The sequence below is a fragment of the Thalassovita mediterranea genome, assembly GCA_019448215.1.
In the GTDB taxonomy this organism is placed as follows: domain Bacteria; phylum Pseudomonadota; class Alphaproteobacteria; order Caulobacterales; family Hyphomonadaceae; genus Henriciella.
Genome location: CP080408.1, coordinates 16,778 through 36,519 on the forward strand (window position 1 = coordinate 16,778; position 19,742 = coordinate 36,519).

Consider the following 19,742-nt stretch of genomic DNA (forward strand, 5'->3'; position numbering starts at 1 on the left):
AAAGTGCGCCATATCGATGACAGGAGCGACTTATGGGCCTGCTGAATAACGGCATCTGGCAAGACAAATGGTACGACACTGATAGCACAGGCGGACGCTTTGAGCGCCATGAAAGCCAGTTTCGCAACTGGATCACGCCTGATGGCTCCGCAGGTCCAGATGGCAAGGCGGGCTTCAAGGCGGAAGCTGGCCGGTATCACCTCTATGTCGCCTATGCCTGTCCGTGGGCGCACCGCGCGCTGGTCTTCCGCAAGCTCAAGGGCCTGGAGGACATGATCGATGTCTCCTACACGCACTGGTTCATGGGCGAGAATGGCTGGACCTTCAAAGACGACCCGGACGGGATTGTCGGCGACAAGCTCTTCGGCTCGGACTTCATGTATGAGATCTACCTGAAGGCAGACCCGCACTATACCGGGCGCGTGACAGTCCCGACGCTCTGGGACAAGCAACAGAACACGATCGTCAGCAATGAGTCGGCCGACATCATCCGCATGTTCAATTCAGCCTTTGACGGCGTCGGCGCGGCGGATGGCGACTATTATCCGGACGACAAGAAGGCCGAAATCGACAACATCAATGAACGCGTCTACCACACTGTAAACAATGGTGTTTACAAGGCGGGGTTTGCGACCGCGCAAGACGCCTATGAAGAGGCGGTCTTTCCGCTGTTTGAGTCGCTGGACTGGCTGGACGAGAAGCTCGGCAAGTCACGCTTTCTGACCGGCGACACCCCAACCGAAGCAGACTGGCGGCTCTGGACGACGCTCTACCGATTCGACCTCGTCTATCACGGGCACTTCAAGTGCAATATCAGGCGCCTCGTCGACTACCCCAATCTCTGGCCCTATGCGCGTGATCTCTATCAGTGGCCGGGTATCGCAGAGACGGTGAACCCGATGCACGCCCAGCGCCACTATTATGAGAGCCACGACATGGTGAACCCGACCCGCGTCGTTCCGGCCGGCCCAGACATCGACTGGGAGAAACCGCACGGGCGCGGCTGACCCCGCGTCGCGCTGGACAGGTCGAAGGGCAGTCGCCACACTTCCGGACATACAAAAACTCCGGGAGGTTCTCATGAAATCGATCTGTCTGGCACTCGGTGCCTTTGCCCTGTCCGCTGCGCCATCATTCGCGCAGGAAACTGAGTCCGATGCGGACTGGTATCCATCCGAGTACGGTGCAGACGACCGGCTTGGCGCTGTCGCCAATCTCAGCAAAGAGAAGACGGCGGCCGCCGCCAGGCTGATCCAGACCGGCAAGACGTATGCGCTGGGCCAGATCACCAGCCGCGAGACGCCCGCCTATGCGCCGCGCCGCTATGATGTCTATGTCATGCAGCCGTCTGATGGGTCCGGTACGCCGCTTGGTGAGAACAAGGCCGTCGGCAATGATGACCTCGTCCAGACCTTTGTCGGTATCGGCAGCCAGATCGACGGCCTCGGCCATATGGGTATCGATCACCGCTACTATAATGGCGTGCACGTTTCAGAGTTCGTCACGCCAGCTGGCCTGACGCAGATGGGCACGCAGGACATCCCGCCCATCGCCACGCGCGGCATTCTTCTCGATATGACTGCCGTCTTCGGAGAAAGCCCTGTCCCCGATGGCACCGCGTTCAACCGCGCCGAAATCGAGCAGGCCGCTGAACGCGCAGGCGTGACCATCGAAAAAGGCGACGTCGTCCTGTTCCATACAGGTGCCCTCGAAGCCCATGGCGATTCGACGGAGCTGATGGCAACCCATCCGGGTCTTGGCGTCGAAGGCGCGAATTATCTAGCCGATCTTGGCGTGGTCGCCATCGGCGCTGATTCCACGGCGCTTGAAGCGATTCCATTTGAGAATCCGGCCCGTCCGTTCGAAGTTCACCAGACGCTTCTGGCAAAGCGCGGCGTCTATATCCTGGAGAACATGGTCACAAGTGAACTGGCCGCAGATGGGGCGACCGAGTTCTTCTTCTCGCTTGGTATTCCGCGCCTCAACGGGACCGTCCAGGCCATGATCAACCCCGTCGCAATTCGCTAGGCTATGAGCCGTTGCAATGCCGTCTCATTCCGCCATGAGTTTAATTCATGGCGGGACCGGACTTGCATGCGCGGCTGAACTGCACGACAAGAACGGGCAATCGTCCGGGCAGAGACGGTAAGGGAGGCAGTCATGAGTGATACAGCGGCAACAGCTGGTCAGGGGCACATCACCGGATTTGGCACCAAGGGATACAGGTCATTCGTCCTGATTTCCCTCATGCTGGTCTACACGTTGAACTTTATCGACCGGACGCTGATCACAGTCGTCGCGCAGCCGATCATCAACGAATTCAATCTCTCTGACACGCAGTGGGGGCTGCTGTCTGGTCCTCCATTCGCGCTCTTCTACGCGCTTATGGGTATCCCGATTGCCATGTGGGCTGACCGGGCAAACCGAGTGATGATCATCTCGCTTTGTATTATCGTCTGGTCCGTCATGACGGCCCTTTGCGGGATTGCATCAGGCTTCATCTGGCTGCTTGTTTTCCGCGTCGGCGTTGCTGTTGGTGAGGCTGGATGTACCCCGCCCGCCAACTCGATCATCACAGATTATTACCCACCCAAAAGCCGCGCCGGTGCCCTGGGCATCTATTCCATGGGCGTCACCATCGGCGGCGTGCTGGCCCAGCTTTTCGGCGGCACGATTGCAGGCATCCAGGGTGAAGACTTTGGCGCCTGGCTCGGCTCTCTCGGTCTTGGTGGCCTTTTCTCCGGTATTGACTGGTCGACCGTCGGGGGATGGCGCATCGCCTTCGTCGTTGTCGGCCTTCCAGGCGTGCTGATCGCGATCCTGCTCTTCTTCACGATCAAGGAACCACCGCGCGGCTACTCCGACCCGCCAACCGAGGTCGATACGACGAAAAAGGTCGGCTTCTTCGACGCGTTCCGCGAGTTTTCGCCAAAGCCAACCTTCTGGTGGCTATCCATGGGCGCTGCGGTCGTTGCCTTTGTCGGCTATGGCCTGATCAGCTTCCAGGCGCCATTCTTCCAGCGTGTGCACGGCATCGGCGTTCGTGATGCTGCCGTGCTCTACGGTGCCCCTCTGGCCGCCGTTGCGGCAGGCGGGACGTTCCTCGGCGGCTTTATTTCCGAAAAGCTTGAAGGGCGTTTCCCGAGCGCGGCCGCCTGGGTCCCAGGGGTTGGCCTTCTGATCTCCGTGCCAGCCTATGTCGGCGCATTCTTCTCGCCGAGCATTTCAACCGCTTTCATCCTCTGGATCATCGCGGCGATTGCACACTACGCCTATCTTGGCGCGCAATACACGGTCGGTACCGGCATTGTAAGCCCGAAGTCGCGCGCAACAACGATCTCCGTCCTGCTGCTCATTGTCAGCCTGATCGGCAACGGTATTGGCCCTCTTTTCGTGGGTGCCATGTCTGACTTCTTCATGTCGGGCCAGATCGCCGCGGCAGGCCTTGCTGACGCAGCCGCCGATTTCAATCCGCGTCTTTGCGGCACGGACCCTGCCTCGCTCGGAGAGAACGGTCCTGCCCTCTGTCAGGCCTATGCCGACGGTCTACGCTATTCGATGGCCGCGACCGCCTGCTTCATGGCGCTTGCTGCAGTCTGCTACTTCATGGCTGCACGCTACTTTGGCCGCGACCGCTATAATCCGGTCGCACCTGCTGCAGGCATGCATACCTGATCATCAGATGCCTTTGCGGGCCGCCGGACTTAAGCGCCGGCGGCCCGCAAAATGCTTCACATGTGAAATTTATTCAGAAACTCGTCGGAATCTTCTGGAATCCGGACGCACGTTTTGCAATCCTGCTCGCGATTGATGCCGACCTGCCCGCCAGAAGATGCGGCGCAGAGATCAGCGATGAGGGAGAAGAGAATGTCGACAGTCGACCAGACGGCCACCGCAGTAGGTGTGCCTAATTCCGGTTTTGGCACAAAGGGATACCGATCCTTTGTTCTGGGATCCCTGCTGCTTGTCTACGTTTTCAACTTTATCGACCGCTCGATCATCAACATCCTGACAGAGCCTATCAAGGCCTCCTTCGGCGTTGAGGACTGGCAGATGGGTCTGCTCGGCGGCCCTGCTTTCGCGATCCTCTACACCATGCTTGGTATTCCGATCGCCCGCTTTGCCGAGCGCTATCACCGGGTCTGGATCATCGCGATTGCTGTCTTCGTCTGGAGCCTGATGACCGCGCTCTGCGGCGTGGCAACATCCTTCCTGGTCCTCTTCCTGTTCCGCGTTGGCGTCAGTGTTGGTGAGGCAGGCTGTACCCCGCCCGCACAATCGCTCATCGCAGACTATTTCGTGCCCAAAAGCCGCGCGACCGCCGTGTCCATCTACGCGCTCGGCGTGCCGCTAGGCGGCATGTTCGCAGCTGTCTTTGCTGGCTTCATCGTCGGCAATCTCGATGGCCCATCGCTCGCCGCGCTGTTCCAAGCCTGGGGCTGGAACTGGATGCTTGGCCTCCTCGACTGGCAGTCTGTCGAAGGCTGGCGCGTCGCTTTCATACTTGTCGGTATTCCAGGCATCATTCTCGCCTTCGTGGTCAAACTGACCATTCAGGAACCGCCGCGCGGCTATACAGACCCTGCTTCTGTCCAGAAGCTGGAAAAAGCCAGCATGAAGGACGTCTTCAAGATCCTGTCAGGCAAGCCGACTTTCTGGCACATCGTGGCCGGTGCCACCGTGGCTTCCTTCGTTGGCTATGGCGTTGCGCAGTTCACAACGTCCTTCCTTGTCCGGACGCACGGCCTCAGCCTTGAAACGGCTGCAATCCTGTTCGGCGTGATCATTGGCCTGATGGCAGCGCTCGGCGTCTTCCTGTCGGGTTACCTTGCGGACCAGATGGCGACCCGTCACCCACGGGCGCTCTGCTGGATGCCTGCGCTTGGCATGGGCGCTTCGGTACCGCTCTATGCGCTCGGTTATCTCGCGCCGACGGTCTGGCTCGCCCTGCCCCCGCTCATGGCCGCTGCCACACTCCACTATTTCTATCTCGGCCCGATGTACGCCATCGTTGGCGGCGTCGTGGATAGCCGTATGCGTGCAACCTCGGTTGCCGTTACGCTCTTCATCGTGAACCTGCTCGGCTATGGTCTTGGCCCACCAGTTGTTGGTGGCCTGTCCACCTTCCTCAACTCGCTCTTCCTGTCGGGCAACGATCTCGGCATGACGCTCGAGACCTGTAAGGCCGTTGGCGAGCTTGCGGCAGACGCCGCAGCGACTTGCGCCAGCGCCAATAGCGAAGGTCTTCGCTGGGCCATTATCGCAGCTTGCTCGCTCTATGCGTGGGCAGCGGTTCACTATCTTCTGGCTGGCCGCACGCTGATGCGTGACATGATGCCGAAGGAACTCTAACCGACCGATATGGCGGTATACACCCAGGTCTCCGACGATGCGCTTGAGGCTTTCCTGGACGGCTATGACATTGGCCGCCCAAGAAGCTTCAAGGGTATCGCGGAAGGGGTGGAAAACTCGAACTACTATCTCGAGACAGATCAGGGCCGGTTCATTCTGACCCTGTTTGAGCGAAGGGCAGACCCCAAGGACCTTCCCTATTTCGTCGCCCTGAAGCAGCACCTCGCCGCGCGCGGCTTCCCATGCCCGGCGCCCGTGCCTGCCAGCGATGGCGAGCCGCTCCAAACGCTTGAAGGGCGCCCTGCCCTTATCGTTACCTTCCTTGATGGCCTGTCACCGAAACGTCCCAATGCCGCGCAATGCCGGTCCATGGGCGAGGCGCTTGCGCGCATGCATGCTGCCCTCGCTGACTTCGATCAGGTGCGCGAGAACGCGCTCGGCCCTGCAAGCTGGCCGATTCTATGGGAAGGCCGCAGCGAGACCGCTGAAGAGCTACAGCCCGGTCTCGCAGCGCTCATTGAGGATGACCTGGCAGAAACCGCGAAGGCTCGGCCGCAAAGTCCGCACCTGCCGCGCGGGACGATCCATGCCGACCTTTTCCCGGACAATGCCTTCTTCCTGGAGGACAAATTCTCCGGCGCGATCGACTTCTATTTCGCGTGTACGGATGCCCTCGCCTACGATCTGGCCGTCTGCCTCAACTCTTGGGCGTTCGAGGATGGACGCGAGTATAACTACTCCAAGGGCGCAGCGATGATCGCAGGCTATGAGAGCGTCCGCCCGCTGGAAGAAGCCGAGCGCGCCGTCCTGCCGCTTCTGTGCCGGGGCGCAGCGCTGCGTTTCTTCATGACGCGCCTCGTCGACTGGACCGATACGCCAGCCGACGCGCTGGTCCGCCCCAAAAACCCGCTGGAATATGCTGACCGGCTCGCCTTTCACCGTCAGGCAAAATCAGTCGCCGATTATGGCGGCTGATTCTGAATTCGATGAACTTCGGGTCGTGAGGCATGGCTGAAAAGTCTGGAAATTCACCGTTCGACAGAGTTCGCAGAGCGATCAGCGGGCGTCTCGTGGCCGCCGTCCTGATTTCACCCGTGCTTGGCGGCTTGGTCGCAGCGGAACTCGTCGGGATGATCTTCTTCCCTAAAGAGATTTTTTTCGTGCTACTGAGCGACTCAGTCACTTACCGGCCCGCTACGCCTTTCGAAATCTTCGAAACGCTTGGCTCTATAGCGGTTGTGGGTGTTACCCTCGGGGCGTTGGTGGGCATACCAGCAATGTTACTTGTCGGCGTTCCTGTACATGTATGGCTGGTTTCGACGCGCCGAACAGCCTTGGCTTATTATGCGAGCTCCGGCGCCGCGGCTGGAATTATCGCCGGCTTCGCCTTCGGCCATATCCAAGACCCAGAAATGTGGACCTGGGTTTTTTCGGAAATCTACTCTTTGCTCGTGGTGGTCGTTGTGCCCGGGGCGGTGGCAGGTGGTATAGCGGCCATTCTGTTCTGGCTGGTCTCTCGACCTGACAAAGCGCACGCAGAATGAAAAGCGCGGGCTCTGACCTTCCTTCAGAAGCACACACTCACGGGTCCGCGGCCCGCGACTATGGAACACCCGCGCCGACCAAGATCAAGCGCGTCCTCCTCGGTGTCTTTCTCTGCGGGTTCGCCGCGAGCCTCCTCGTTGCGCTGATCGCAGGACTCATTCTTTTCGCCATCAGCATCGCCACAGACGTGACCGGGTCCACAACCTACGGCCTGACTACGGGAGACGGTTTCTTCGCAGGCGCCATGCTCGCTCTCATGTTCTGCGCCTTCAACTGGTTTGTCTTCTACGCCGTCGTGCCCGTCACATGGCTCGTGCTCGCCTTCTCCATAGGCCGGTTTCCGAGACGAGGGATTGGTGCGACGGCGGCTTATCTGAGATGGGGCGCCATCTGGGGCGCGTTGCTCGCTGGCGGCATATCCAGTCTCTTCACACTCAACATATCAGCCATCGCCTGGTTTGGCGGGTTGATCACTGGCGGAGCAGTCGGCGCACTGGCTGGAATTATTTGCGGACAGATTTTTATCATGATCGTCCGCCCTGCGCGCCAGCTTGCCGACAAGACGGCGGATGTATTCTAGCGCGGCTGGCGGATTGACCGCGCCAGCGAAACACGCAACCCAGAGCGCCATGTCAAAGCTCGTTGAAATCTGGACAGACGGTGCCTGTAGCGGCAATCCCGGCCCCGGCGGCTGGGGCGCTCTGCTCAAATCTGGCAACCATGAGAAAGAGCTGATGGGCGGCGAATATGAGACCACCAATAACCGGATGGAGCTCATGGCCGCGATTGAAGGCCTCAACGCGCTGAAGCGTCCGTCAAAGGTCCGCCTGCACACTGATTCGACCTATGTGAAAGATGGCCTGACCAAGTGGATCCATGGCTGGAAGCGCAATGGCTGGAAGACGGCTTCAAAAAAACCGGTCAAGAACAAGGACCTCTGGCAGGCTCTTGAGACCGCCTGCAAGCCTCATGAGATTGAATGGGTCTGGGTGAAAGGCCACGCGGGCGACGAAGGTAATGAGCGCGCCGACGAACTGGCCCGCCTTGCAGCACGCCAGAAGAAAGACGCCTCAGCGCTCTAGACGGTCATGAAATTTGGCGGGCGCCGCATGGCGCCAGGACATGGTCAGCGCGGAACACAGCGTCGCCTCATCGACTTCGCCAAGCCGGATGGAGGTTGCGCCCTTATCGCCCCACTTGTTCGGGACCTTGAAGAAAACGACAGGCTCAGCCTCGCACAGCATGGCCTGCTCCTCGACACTGAGGAAGACGTTTGCGAATTCATGGTGTGGGGGCAGCGTGCAGAATATCTTGCCGCGGGGGACGTCGACACGGAAGCTCGTCCAGTCGAAATGAGGCTTTTCCAGCGCCTCAGGAAAAGACAGGGCGATGCGCGTCAGGTCTTCTGCGGTCATCGCCCTGTCCCTTTCAGTCAGTCATCAGGCGTTTGCCGACGCCTTCGTGCCGAGGAAGCCGCGCAGGCGATCCTCGATAATGTCGTGAGCCTCTTTCATGATCCGGTCGATCAGCTCCTTACAGGTCGGGATGTCGTAGATCAGGCCCGCAACCATGCCGCATGACCATGCGCCGGCATCCATCTCGCCTTCCTTCATGATCTTTGGATAGACGCCAGCGACTTCCTCGATGATGTCCTCGAACTTGATGTCGGAGCCGAGGCGCTTTTCCTTTTCGAGGAGGCGCTCAACGCCAGCATTGTTCAGCACGCGCTCTGTGTTGCGCAGCGGGCGCATCACAAGGCGGGTATCGAGTTCAGTCGCAGCGACGATGGCCTGCTTCACATTCTCATGCACAGGCGCTTCTTTCGTCGCGATAAAGCGGGTGCCCATATTCATGCCCTGTGCGCCCATAGCGAGCGAAGCAACCAGAGAGCGGCCGTCAGCCTGACCGCCGGAAGAGACGAACGGGATTTCCAGCTCATCGGCAGCCCGCGGCAGGAGGATCATGTTCGGCACATCGTCTTCGCCGGGGTGGCCGCCGCACTCGAAACCGTCGACAGAGACAGCGTCACAGCCGATCGACTGCGCCTTCAGCGCGTGGCGAACAGCGGTGCATTTGTGGATGACCTTGATGCCATTATCCTTGAGGATCGGCAGGACCTGCGCCGGGTTGTTGCCCGCCGTCTCGACCGCTTTCACGCCGCCTTCGATGATGGCCTTGATGTAGCCCGGATAGTCCGGCGGGTTCACCGATGGCAGGAAGGTGAGGTTCACGCCGAACGGCTTGTCGGTCATGTCCTTGCAGCGCGCGATCTCATTGGCGAGATCGGCAGGCGTTTTCTGCGTCAGCGCCGTAATGATGCCGAGGCCGCCGGCATTGGAAACGGCCGCAGCCATCTCGGCGAAACCGACATAGTGCATCCCGCCCTGGATGATGGGATGTTCGATGCCGAACATTTCGGTGATCGCTGTCTTCATGGAATTTATCCTCCGGCAAAATCAGTTGAGCGCAACTTGCCAAAGAAGCACCGACCGCGGCAAGCCTGCCGACGGGGAAAGAAGCTGGTGAGCGCGATTATCTTCAGAGGAGCCCGCCAAAGCGGGCCAATGTTTCCGAACTTAGACTTTCCTTCAGCGGTGTTAGCTGGTGCTCCACCGCCCGCCATTGGCCAATGCCGGCACTGTTGAGCGGCTGTCTCACCTGTTCACTGCTGGCGGTGCGCACGGCCCGCTCATTCTCATGGAAAGAGAGACAGGCTGGCTCAAAGCCGAGACCGATATCCTCCAGCAGGCGGGTGATGACCCGCTCCGGCTCGGCGACCAGGTCTTCATAGATGACGCGATGCACCCGCCCAGGCAGCACCTCGTCCCAATGGTCCATCAAGGCGAGATACCCATTATAGTAGGCGCCAATGTCGCGAAGGTCGTAGCTATAGCCGACGCCGGCCGCGAAATATTGCTTGTAGAGACTGAGCCCGCAGTCGAGCGGATTACGCCGGATGTCGATGATGACCGCATGCGGCAGGATTTTATGGATCAGGCCGACATGCTCGAAATTGTGGGGCAGTTTGTCGGTGAAGCAGGCGGCGCCCTCTCTACGGAATACTGCGCTGTCGTCGATGTATTGCTGGCCAAACGCGGCGAGGTCCGCCGCTGACACGCCACCTACCTTGTCCAGGTAATCGCCGCCTAGCGTCTTGGCGCAGAGCCTGTGCGCCCTTCGCTTGATTGATGGCAAGACGGGTAGCTCCATCGTCCCCTCGACCTTGGAATGGCTCGCGAGGATCTGCTCAAGCAGGGTCGAGCCGGAGCGCGGCAGGCCGAGAATGAAAATCGGGGTGGGCCCAATCGCTGGGTGGCTCGCTTGGGTCTCCAGCGCGGCCGTATCAAAGCCCTGCTTCAAGCGGTCGATGGCGTCCGAGAATTGCGTGCGGTCAAAGCCGAGCCCGAAAGCGCGGCCTTCATTCTGTGCGAATGCGAGCTGCAGGGCATTTGCCTTGGCGTAGGCCTCTATGGCTTGCTTCTGATCTCCGGGCGTATCGCTCGCCCGCGCGTAAGCAAAAGCCGCTTGCGCCTTTTGCTGGCGGTTCACGCTGGACGAGGCGAGAAGATCTCGCATGGCGGCTCGCTCATCATCAGTGAATTTGTAGGTCTTCAGGTCGGCCAGTCCCCACCATGCCGCCGCCTGACCGGGGTGAAGGCGGAGGCTGTCATGAAACGCCTCAACAGACGCTGCCTTATCGCCAAGTATCCTGTGAAGCTGCCCGCGCAGCAGCTTGATTTCACTCAGCTTTCGGGAATCTTCTCCAGCGAGCGTTTCGGCGCGCGTGCAGAGTTCGAGCGCCTCCTCATTCTGACCGTAGCGCAGGAGGACGGTCAGGAGCCGGTGGACTGCCGGGAATCCGTTGTCGAGTCGGGCGAGTTCGCGCGCGGCCTCAATAGCCCCTGCATAATCGCCCGCATCCTCCAGCGCGCTAATGTGCAGCTCTCGAAGGACGGGGTTTGCAGGCGCATGCTGGAAACTGGTCGCCAGATGTCTTGCCGCTGCCTCATGGTCACCACGTGCACGTGCAAGGTGGGCCAGCGTGAATACGGCACGCGGATGCCCCGGCACCTCGGCCAGCATAGCTTCTGCCATGGCGCGCGCGTCTTCATAGCGGCGCGACTGGATCGCCTGCTGGATGCGCACAAAGCCTTCCGGCATCGGATCTACACGCTCTGCCTCGCGCATGGCAGCGACGGCCGATACATACTCACCAGCATCATAGCGGAGTCTGGAAAGGCGTAGCCAGAGCGCAAATGCCCGCGGCTCACGCTTCAGTGCGGCTTCCAGCTGGGCAATGGCTTCATCGCCCTGCCCGGCACCGGCAAGCCGGTCGACAGTTTCCAGAAGTGCATTAGTCGTTTCAGGCATGGCAGTTCGAATAACAAGAAATGCGGAGGCTTTCGCCTCCGCATTCCACTTTTATCTTCAGGTCCGACTTGAGCCCTAGTGGGTGTAGGTCAGGCCGAGGAAGAAGAAGCGGCCACGTGGCCCGACCGGCCATGCCGTCTGCGTCGAGAACGGATCCTTGTCAGCGATATTGTTCACGCCGCCATAGAAGGTGAACTGTTCGCTGAACTCATAGGACGCGTTCACGTCGAAGATGTAGCTCTCATCGAAGAAGCCAGCATTGCCGTAGAGCGCCTGATTGCCATTGAGGCCAAGCACGTCTTCGACCTCATCGACTGCCTGACGGCTGAGATACTGGGTCTGGAAGCCGACGGCCAGCGGACCGCGTGCCCAGGTCAGGTTCAGATTGCCCGAAAGCTCAGGCAGGAACAGTTCCTCGATCTCTGGATCGACATCTTCTGGGTCGAGTGGGTTGAAGAAGCGGTCCAGCTTCTCTTGATAGGAGCCAACCAGCGTTGCGCCGAAGGTGTTCTCGCCAACATCGAAAGAGTAGTTGGCGGAGAAATCGACACCGCTTGCTTCGACCTGGGCGAAATTGATCTGACCGGTTTCAAGACCGTTCAGGCCACCGTCCGCACGGCGGGTGTAGAGGTTACAGAAGTCGAGGCCGGGATAGTTCGTGGAGTCCAGACAGCCATCGAGGATGTCGCCAGAGGCCACAGCCGAAATCGCGTCCTCAATCGATACGTCCCAATAGTCGACAGTCAGCGAGAAGCCCGGCAGGAAGCGAGGCTGGAACACCGCACCGACCGTGAAGGTTTCGGCCGTCTCCACATCGAGATCAGGGTTACCGCCCGACACGCCAGAGAAGCGGCCCGTCAGCGGATTCACCCAGATATAGTTGCCTGCCCCATCGAGGATCTGGCCTTGTGGGACGCCTGCTGCGAGGAGGTCAGCCACACAGTTGGCCTGACGCACGCTGGAGCCGGCACCGACATTGCCCGGGTCACACGGGTCAGCAGTTGCCGAAACGGTGATCGGAAGACGCGGATCGAACAGTTCGGAGATGTTCGGCGCACGCACAGCTTCAGAGACGGTACCGCGGAAGCTGATGTCCTCGATCGGCGCCCATGTACCGCCCACTTTCCAGGTGGTCGCTTCGCCAAGTGTCGAATAGCTCGCCACCCGAACAGCACCGTCCAGAGTCAGCTCTTTTGCGAATGGCCGGTCTTCAAAGATCGGCAGACGAATTTCAGCGAAGGCGTCGTAGACGTCATAGCCACCACCCGTATTGAACTGCTGGGTGTTGTCGATGCTGGTGAACGAGAACAGCCATGGGCTGATCTGGCTGACCTGAGCGCCCGGCGTATAGGACGTCGTTGGCGGCAGGATACCGAGCGTCAGCGGATCGAGCGTGCTGCTGCTGCGCTCATTGCGGAACTCAAGGCCGGCTGCATAGCCGAGCGGACCGTCGAGGACATAGTCCATGACATCGAAGTTACCGGTCGCGATGAGCGAGACCACCGTCTGCTCAAGCTTCAGCTCATCCCGCAGGTTTGACGTGACGAAGTCACGTGCAGCCTGGCTGGTTGAATAGGTGCCGAACGGGTTGAGCGGCGCACATGAGCCGTCGCCCGGCGTGAACGAATAGTAGGCGTTCGACGAATAGAAGCCATCCGCATAGCCATTGCCGCCCGCGAAATAGTCGATTTCGTAAAAGGCGTTCGGGTCGAGATCTGAACGACAGACAATGTTGCCATTGCCGTCCTCGACAGCGTCGATCGCCGCGAACACGCGGTCGAGATAGAGGCCGGTGTATTCATCGGTGCGCTTGAACTCACCGCGATTGATCGAGCCTTCGATCAGGTGGCCTGCTGCAGGCTCCCACTCGAAGCCCGCTACAAAGCGAAGCGTCTCACGCTCATAGGTCGATGGATTGTCATCGCTCCAGTCCAGCGGGTCCTGCGTAAGCAGGAGGCCACCTGTAACGGCAACGACTGGGTCCAGCTGAGATGGAATAAACGGGTTGTCCGGCTGGATGAACAGCGTGTCGTAGAAGCTGTCCTGCTCGGCAAAGGTCGTCGATTCTGCGTTCACATACTTGCCTTCAAAGAAGACAGAGAATGTCGGCGCCAGCTCATAATTGGCGTTAAGATTCAGAACGACCTTGTCTGTGGCCGGGTAGAGCGTATCGCGGTTGAAGCTGATTGCGCCGCCATCGCCGCCAATGCCCCAAAGACCGTTGAGAACGATACCGTCCTGGTTCACGCGAATAGTGCCATCCGGATTTGTCAACCAGCAACCTGCAAGGAAGCCAACGCGGCCGCCCTCGGACTCCTGACAGTCTGGCGTGCCGTTGCCGTTGATGTCGACATAAAGCGTGTTACGGCCGCCAAAAGTCGGCGCGATCGAGCCTTCCTGCGAGGTGAGCCAGAAGGTTGGATTATTGATCACGGCACGCGGCGGGGCGTTCGGGTCCGTCAGCCTCGCCGGGTTCGCACGTGGCTCGACACTGGCGATGCCATTGTCGCGCGACCAGTCGCGGTCGCCATAGGTGATGGACGAATCGTCTTCATAGGTCAGGGCGAGAACGATATTGCCCTTGCCATTGTCGAAGTTCTGGCCGGCAAGAAGGTCGAACGTGAAATTCTCGGCATCGCCTTCGCCTGCCACACCGCCGCGAAGGTCGAGCTGGAGGCCTTCGAAGTCATCCTTGAGGACGAAGTTCACGACACCCGTCACAGCGTCTGCACCATAGACAGCCGATGCACCACCGGTCGTGACTTCCACGCGCTCAACCAGCGAACGCGGGATTGTGCCTACATCGACAGCCTGCGTACCACGGAAGCCAGCCACGTGGCGGCGTCCATTGACGAGGGTCAGTGTCCGCTCCTGGCCAAGACCGCGCAGGTTCAGCGCGTTTGCGCCCGTATCGGACTGTTCAGCCGTCAACGACGAAACCAGGGCCGGGATATCATTCACGATGTCGGCGAGGTTCAGCTCACCAGAGAGCTTGATGGCCTCATCATCGAGCGACTGGACAGGAACCGACGAAATCAGATTGGGGTCGGACGGGATGCGCGATCCGGTGACGGTCACCGTCTGCTGGATGGCGGCTGCTTCTTCCACCTCTGGAATGGTTTCGACATCATCCTGGATGGCATCCTGCGCCAAAGCTACCGGACCGGCAAACGCGAAAACGGTTGTTGCGGCAACTCCAGACAGTAGAAGGCGCTGGAAACCGGCTTCTGTTCTCTTACGAACAAGGCTCATACTCTCACTCCTCACACTCACGAGATGGCCGCCAGTTGTTTGGCAATATTAATTTCCGTCAATGAAACTGAGAGCTTTGCGGGCCGAAACGGCATTTTGCCTACAAAACGGTCATTCCAGCCCTTATTGTGGGCGGCGGTATACGGCGCTAATGGTTGAAGGCGCAGCGCCATATGGGGGAGAGCGGCCATGAAGACGATTCTCGTTCACGGTGTGCCTGACACGCCGCAGATGTGGCAGCCCTTGATCGACGCGCTCGCCGACCGCGGCCATGAAAACCTGTCTGCCCCTGCCCTGCCGGGCTTCACGTCACCCGCCCCGGCTGGCTTTGACTGTACCAAGGAAGCCTATGTTGGCTGGCTCATCTCTCAGATGGAGGCCGCTGGTGAGCCGGTAAACCTTGTCGGCCATGACTGGGGCGCCCTGCTCGTCGTACGCGCGGCATCGCTTCGCCCGGATCTCGTTCGAAGCTGGGCCGTCGCCAACGCCCTGCCCGAGCGCGGCTATAGCTGGCATCGCACGGCACGCATCTGGCAAACCCCACTGCTGGGAGAGCTTTTCATGGCGCTGACAGGCAAGGACAGGCTTGCAGGCGCGCTTGCCTCGGCAGGCTTGCCACAAGGCCTCGCAGAGCATGAGGCCCGCCACTGGTCGCCTCACATGCGAAAGGCCATCCTGCGCCTATACCGCTCCGCCAGGAATATCGCCGTGGCGTGGACCGGCGATCTGGACAAGCTGCCGACTAGAGGCCTCGTCTTCTGGGGTGATGACGACCCGTTCGTCCCGGTCGAGACCGCAGAGCGCTTCTGCGCTGAAACAAACACGCCGCTGCACCGGAACGCGGATACAGGCCATTGGTCGGTCGTCGAGAAGGCACCAGAGTTTGCTGCGCTCCTCAGCGCGCACTGGAAAAGCTGACGCGCGGTCACGGCTTGCACGCCGGGTCGGGCTTGCGAAGATGGGTTTCGTCCATGATCGGAGGCCCAGATGCAGCTTACATTCAGCCGAGAAGAAGAAGCGTTTCGACAGGAGGTCCGCGACTTCCTTGCTGACAAGCTGACACCAGAGCTGCGACGTTACGCATCGCGCATGACGAGCGTCTATGCAGACAAGGAAACCGCGCTCAAATGGCAGGCGATCCTTGTCGAACAGGGCTGGGCTGCCCCGTCCTGGCCGGTCGAATATGGCGGCTGCGACTGGAGCGTCGCCCAGCACTATATCTTTGACGTCGAAATGGCGCGCGCAGGTGCGCCGCCGCTTTCGCCCATGGGCGTTGGCATGTGCGGCCCCGCGCTCATCGGTCATGGCTCAAAAGAGCAAAAGGACTACTACCTGCCCCGCATCCTCTCCGGCGAGGATTTCTGGTGTCAGGGCTATTCCGAACCCCATGCCGGCTCTGACCTTGCCGCCCTTACAATGAGCGCTGAGGATGATGGCGACGCCTTCATCTGCTCAGGTTCGAAAATCTGGACCACGCATGCGCATGAAGCGAACATGATGTTCTGCCTCGTACGCACGGACGCTTCCGGCAAACCTCAGACCGGTATTACCTTCGTTCTGATCGACATGAACGCACCCGGGGTCACTGTCGACCCGATCATCATGCTGTCGGGCGAGCACATCCAGAACGCCGTCTTCTTCGACAATGTCCGCGTGCCGAAGGCCAATGTGGTGGGCGAGATCAATAAGGGCTGGACTGTCGCCAAATACCTGCTGGAGTTCGAACGCGGCGGCTCTTCCTATGGCCCTCGGCTGTTGCAGCGAATCGCGGGGCTACGCCGCACCGCCCACACGCTGGACCGTATGACACCGGACCTCGATGCGCACCTCACGCAGGCCGAAATCGATGCATCGACGCTAGAGGCTGCCGAGCTGATGATGATGGCAGAACTGGCAGGCGGCGGAACGCCGGGCCTGAAGGCGTCCATGATGAAGGTTCGCGGCACTGAACTCAGCCAGCGCCTCACCGAAATCGGCCTCGACCTCGCAGGCATCCATGTTCAGCCATTCCAGCCAGAGCACACCGAGACCGGCGGGCCTGTCGTGACCCATGCCCCCTCCAATCAGGGGCTGGTGGGGCCAGAGAGCCTCGTCACCGTGTCGTCAAAATATCTCAATGACCGCGCCGGGTCGATCTATGCTGGCTCTAACGAGATCCAGCGTAACATCCTCTCCAAGGGCCAGCTCGGCCTCTAGGTCTCTTCTGAGGCGCCAGGAGAGGTCTCGGAGGCTTCGCTCTGCGCGGCGGCTGCGGCACATGCCTCCGCATGCTCCGTCGTGCGATTGCTCTCGGTCAGCGCTCGAAGTTCTTCGACACGGCGGACCGAAGCCGGATCCGAAGCGGGCAGCGTAAACTGAACCCAGATCTCAGAATCCGGGCCAGTTGCCCGGTAAACGAGCTCATCGCTTTCCTCATCCTCCTCGACGAGCACGATCTCGCATATCTCGCCATGCTCGAACCAGGCTGTCTGAAGCTCACCGCGCGGTGCTTCCCACCCACCGAAATAGGCATCGGTCATCAATGTACCGCCTTCGGAAATATCATAGAGCGCGGTCGACCTCAGCCAGATTGCCTCTTCTTGCGGAAACAAAAAGTCCTGCCCCAGAAGCCACTGGCGTAGAGCTACGTCGATCTCGTCTCCTTCGATCACACCGACCGGTATGCCATTTGCCCGAGACACGGCTTTCCAATCTACCGGCTCGCCCGTTTCGCAAGCGTCCTCAAAGGCGTCATTCGTATGGTGGGCCCGAAGATAGTCGAGGCGTTGTATGAAGGTCGTGGAAAGCGCCTGCCCGCTCGGTAGCCATAAGACCAACGCATCTGCGCCATCGGCCCGGCTTACATCGTAGATATCGACGCCGTACTCCTCGCCGGTCTTGTTGACGTCGCAAACGGCGCCTAGACGGATCCAGTCAGAGGCCAGCTCACCGTCTTCATCCTGCCACCAGGATCCCAGATACTTGTCCGTGAGGATGTTTCCGTCGGCGGCGATATCATCACTGCTGGAATAGAAGACCAGCACGGTCTCATCCTTGTGCAGGAGTTGCTGGCTGCGCATCCATGCAAGATGCTCAGCCGGTAAGTCGGCACCAGCGACAATACCAAGCGAGCCCGTCACGTCTTCTTCAGAACCGTACCCGGTGGCTCCCAGAATGCCGAGCGCGAGCACGGGACAGATAATCAGAAGGCCCACCCAGCGCGTCCATGCCCAGCCCCGGACCCTGCCGCGTTCAGACCGGCGCGCAGCAGGCCAGTGCCTGAAAGCATGGATAGTCAGCATCAACGCCAAGACGGCAAAGGCCACACCGCGTACCATTCCGGCCATATTATCCTGCCATCCCGCCTGATAGAGCATGACCAGCTCAAGGATCAGCCAGCCGCCCATAGCCAGCACCGCAAAGCGGGAGCCATTCCAGGCCATGACCGACGCGGTCGTGAAAAAAGCGCCAGACATGATGAGGCCCAGCATCAGATCGAAACTGGCAATACCGGGAACGATCGACGCCGCAATTCCCCAACCGAGCTGGAAGGCGCCGAGAACGAAGAAAAAGCCCGCATAGCGCCTGACACGCTTTCGTAGCGTATCGGCATCGGTCGCCTGTCTGTCCGTCATCGCTTTCCCTGCCCTTGACCCTCAGGTTGCAGGATAGCGAGATGCAATAAGGCGGCGCAAACAAAAAAGCCCCGCCGGTCAGACCAGCGGGGCTTTGAATTCTGCAGGATCAACAAAGACCTATTCGTAGTCTTCCATCGCCTCGAGTTCAGCCTCATGACGGGCGCGGTCTTCCTTGCCCTTGGCTTCCTCGTCACGGTCGACCAGCTCGATCACAGCAACCGGTGCGTTGTCGCCATGGCGGAAGCCGGCTTTCAGCACGCGGGTGTAACCGCCATTACGGTCCTTGTAGCGCTCACCGAAAACTTCGAAGAGCTTTGCCACGGCATCCTTGCTGCGAACCTGGGCGATTGCCCGGCGGCGCGAAGCAAGATCGCCTTTCTTGGCAAGCGTCACGAGCTTGTCCATGATCGGCTTCAGCTCCTTTGCCTTCGGGAGCGTCGTCACAATCTGCTCATGCTGGATCAGCGAAGCCGCCATGTTCGCGAACATCGCCTTACGATGCGCGCTGGTGCGGTTCAGCTTGCGGTGTGCAATTGCGTGGGCCATTTGCTTGGTCTCCTGCGCGCCCTCCCGGGCGGACGTTTAGAGGTGATCGTCGTATTTCTTGGCAAGTGCCTCGATATCTTCTGGTGGCCAATCTGGCACTTCCATGCCGAGATGCAGCCCCATACCAGCGAGGACTTCCTTGATTTCGTTCAGCGACTTGCGGCCGAAGTTCGGGGTGCGAAGCATTTCGGCTTCCGACTTCTGGATGAGGTCGCCAATGTAAACAATGTTGTCGTTCTTCAGACAGTTTGCCGAACGCACAGACAGCTCGAGCTCGTCGACCTTTTTGAGAAGGACCGGGTTGAAACCGAGGTCGGTTTCTTCGCTCGAAGACGCGCTCTCGGTCTCTGGCTCATCGAAGGTAATGAAGAGCTGGAGCTGGTCCTGCAGAATGCGCGCTGCATAGGCAACGGCGTCTTCTGGCGTGATCGAACCATCGGTTTCGACGGACAGGCTGAGTTTGTCATAGTCGAGAACCGTACCCTCACGGGTGTCTTCAACCTGGTAGCCAACGCGGCGCACTGGCGAATAGATCGCGTCGACCGGAATGAAGCCGATCGGGGCATCCTCTGGACGGCTCTGATCGGCAGGCACATAGCCCTTGCCGGTCGCGACCGTAAATTCCATGCGGACCGAAGCGCCATCATCAAGCGTACAAATGACGAGATCCGGGTTGAGGATCTTCACGTCACCCGACGTTTCGATCTGACCGGCTTTCACTTCACCCTTGCCATCAGCCTTCAGGATCATGCGCTTCGGCGTATCCGAAACCATGTCGATGGCGATTTGCTTGAGGTTCAAAACGATCGTCGTGACGTCTTCGCGCACGCCCGGAATGGACGAGAACTCATGAACGACACCGTCGATCTGGACGCCCGTAATCGCGGCGCCCTGAAGCGAAGAAAGAAGAACGCGGCGAAGCGCGTTACCAAGCGTCGTGCCAAAGCCGCGCTCGAGTGGCTCGATCACCAGTTTGGCGTGGCGGCGCGGGTCGCGGCCTGCCTCGACCTTCGGGCGGTTCGGGCGGATCAGTTCTTTCCAGTTACGGTCATTCACACT

General features: G+C 59.9%; 18 protein-coding genes. 10 read left to right on the forward strand and 8 right to left on the reverse strand.

Annotated features, from left to right (window positions below; genetic code table 11):
- The first annotated feature begins 32 nt into the window (after positions 1 to 32).
- From KUV46_00095 to rnhA, 8 genes are all read left to right on the forward strand, one after another.
- The gene (locus KUV46_00095; GenBank protein QYJ00816.1) at positions 33 to 1,007 is read left to right on the forward strand and encodes a glutathione S-transferase family protein; all 975 of its coding nucleotides are present in this window, start codon (positions 33 to 35) and stop codon (positions 1,005 to 1,007) included.
- Between the two features lie 73 nt (positions 1,008 to 1,080).
- On the forward strand, positions 1,081 to 2,028 hold the full coding sequence (locus KUV46_00100; GenBank protein ID QYJ00817.1) for a cyclase family protein: 948 nt from the start codon (positions 1,081 to 1,083) through the stop codon (positions 2,026 to 2,028).
- A 132-nt stretch (positions 2,029 to 2,160) separates the two neighbouring features.
- Positions 2,161 to 3,675, forward strand: coding sequence for an MFS transporter (locus KUV46_00105; protein QYJ00818.1), 1,515 nt, complete (start codon positions 2,161 to 2,163; stop codon positions 3,673 to 3,675).
- A 192-nt stretch (positions 3,676 to 3,867) separates the two neighbouring features.
- Positions 3,868 to 5,352, forward strand: a complete 1,485-nt coding sequence (locus tag KUV46_00110) for an MFS transporter (protein ID QYJ00819.1) — start codon at positions 3,868 to 3,870, stop codon at positions 5,350 to 5,352.
- A gap of 9 nt (positions 5,353 to 5,361) precedes the next feature.
- Positions 5,362 to 6,327, forward strand: coding sequence for a homoserine kinase (gene thrB, locus KUV46_00115; protein ID QYJ00820.1), 966 nt, complete (start codon positions 5,362 to 5,364; stop codon positions 6,325 to 6,327).
- Positions 6,328 to 6,359: 32 nt separating this feature from the next.
- A complete protein-coding gene (locus KUV46_00120; protein ID QYJ00821.1) occupies positions 6,360 to 6,896 on the forward strand; it encodes a hypothetical protein in 537 nt (178 codons plus the stop codon).
- Positions 6,893 to 7,477, forward strand: coding sequence for a hypothetical protein (locus KUV46_00125; GenBank protein QYJ00822.1), 585 nt, complete (start codon positions 6,893 to 6,895; stop codon positions 7,475 to 7,477). The genes KUV46_00120 and KUV46_00125 overlap by 4 nt, the downstream gene beginning before the upstream one ends.
- Before the next feature lie 49 nt (positions 7,478 to 7,526).
- Entirely contained in the window at positions 7,527 to 7,979 is a 453-nt protein-coding gene (rnhA, locus tag KUV46_00130) for a ribonuclease HI (GenBank protein QYJ00823.1), read from the forward strand.
- Here rnhA and KUV46_00135 read toward each other — a convergent pair.
- The 5 genes from KUV46_00135 to KUV46_00155 form a co-directional block, all read right to left on the reverse strand.
- A complete protein-coding gene (locus tag KUV46_00135; GenBank protein ID QYJ00824.1) occupies positions 7,968 to 8,312 on the reverse strand; it encodes an MmcQ/YjbR family DNA-binding protein in 345 nt (114 codons plus the stop codon). The genes rnhA and KUV46_00135 overlap by 12 nt on opposite strands.
- Before the next feature lie 24 nt (positions 8,313 to 8,336).
- Positions 8,337 to 9,341 (reverse strand): nitronate monooxygenase family protein, encoded by a 1,005-nt coding sequence (locus KUV46_00140; protein QYJ02318.1) that lies wholly within the window; start codon positions 9,339 to 9,341, stop codon positions 8,337 to 8,339.
- A 94-nt stretch (positions 9,342 to 9,435) separates the two neighbouring features.
- Positions 9,436 to 11,268: a sulfotransferase gene (locus tag KUV46_00145; protein ID QYJ00825.1), complete on the reverse strand. Its 1,833-nt coding sequence runs from the start codon at positions 11,266 to 11,268 to the stop codon at positions 9,436 to 9,438.
- Positions 11,269 to 11,343: 75 nt separating this feature from the next.
- A complete protein-coding gene (locus tag KUV46_00150) occupies positions 11,344 to 14,520 on the reverse strand; it encodes a TonB-dependent receptor (GenBank protein ID QYJ00826.1) in 3,177 nt (1,058 codons plus the stop codon).
- Between the two features lie 17 nt (positions 14,521 to 14,537).
- Positions 14,538 to 14,711 carry a hypothetical protein gene (locus KUV46_00155; protein ID QYJ00827.1) on the reverse strand — a complete coding sequence of 58 codons (174 nt, stop codon included), beginning with the start codon at positions 14,709 to 14,711 and terminating at the stop codon, positions 14,538 to 14,540.
- Here KUV46_00155 and KUV46_00160 point away from each other — a divergent pair.
- Positions 14,710 to 15,438, forward strand: coding sequence for an alpha/beta hydrolase (locus KUV46_00160; GenBank protein ID QYJ00828.1), 729 nt, complete (start codon positions 14,710 to 14,712; stop codon positions 15,436 to 15,438). The genes KUV46_00155 and KUV46_00160 overlap by 2 nt on opposite strands.
- A gap of 69 nt (positions 15,439 to 15,507) precedes the next feature.
- Positions 15,508 to 16,716: an acyl-CoA dehydrogenase family protein gene (locus KUV46_00165; protein ID QYJ00829.1), complete on the forward strand. Its 1,209-nt coding sequence runs from the start codon at positions 15,508 to 15,510 to the stop codon at positions 16,714 to 16,716.
- On the opposite strand, the gene KUV46_00170 is transcribed toward KUV46_00165, so the two are convergent.
- From KUV46_00170 to KUV46_00180, 3 genes are all read right to left on the reverse strand, one after another.
- On the reverse strand, positions 16,713 to 18,134 hold the full coding sequence (locus KUV46_00170) for a hypothetical protein (protein ID QYJ00830.1): 1,422 nt from the start codon (positions 18,132 to 18,134) through the stop codon (positions 16,713 to 16,715). The two genes, KUV46_00165 and KUV46_00170, sit on opposite strands and share 4 nt — an antisense overlap.
- A gap of 120 nt (positions 18,135 to 18,254) precedes the next feature.
- Positions 18,255 to 18,671: a 50S ribosomal protein L17 gene (rplQ, locus tag KUV46_00175; GenBank protein QYJ02319.1), complete on the reverse strand. Its 417-nt coding sequence runs from the start codon at positions 18,669 to 18,671 to the stop codon at positions 18,255 to 18,257.
- Between the two features lie 48 nt (positions 18,672 to 18,719).
- Positions 18,720 to 19,739: a DNA-directed RNA polymerase subunit alpha gene (locus KUV46_00180; GenBank protein ID QYJ02320.1), complete on the reverse strand. Its 1,020-nt coding sequence runs from the start codon at positions 19,737 to 19,739 to the stop codon at positions 18,720 to 18,722.
- Positions 19,740 to 19,742: the final 3 nt, after the last annotated feature.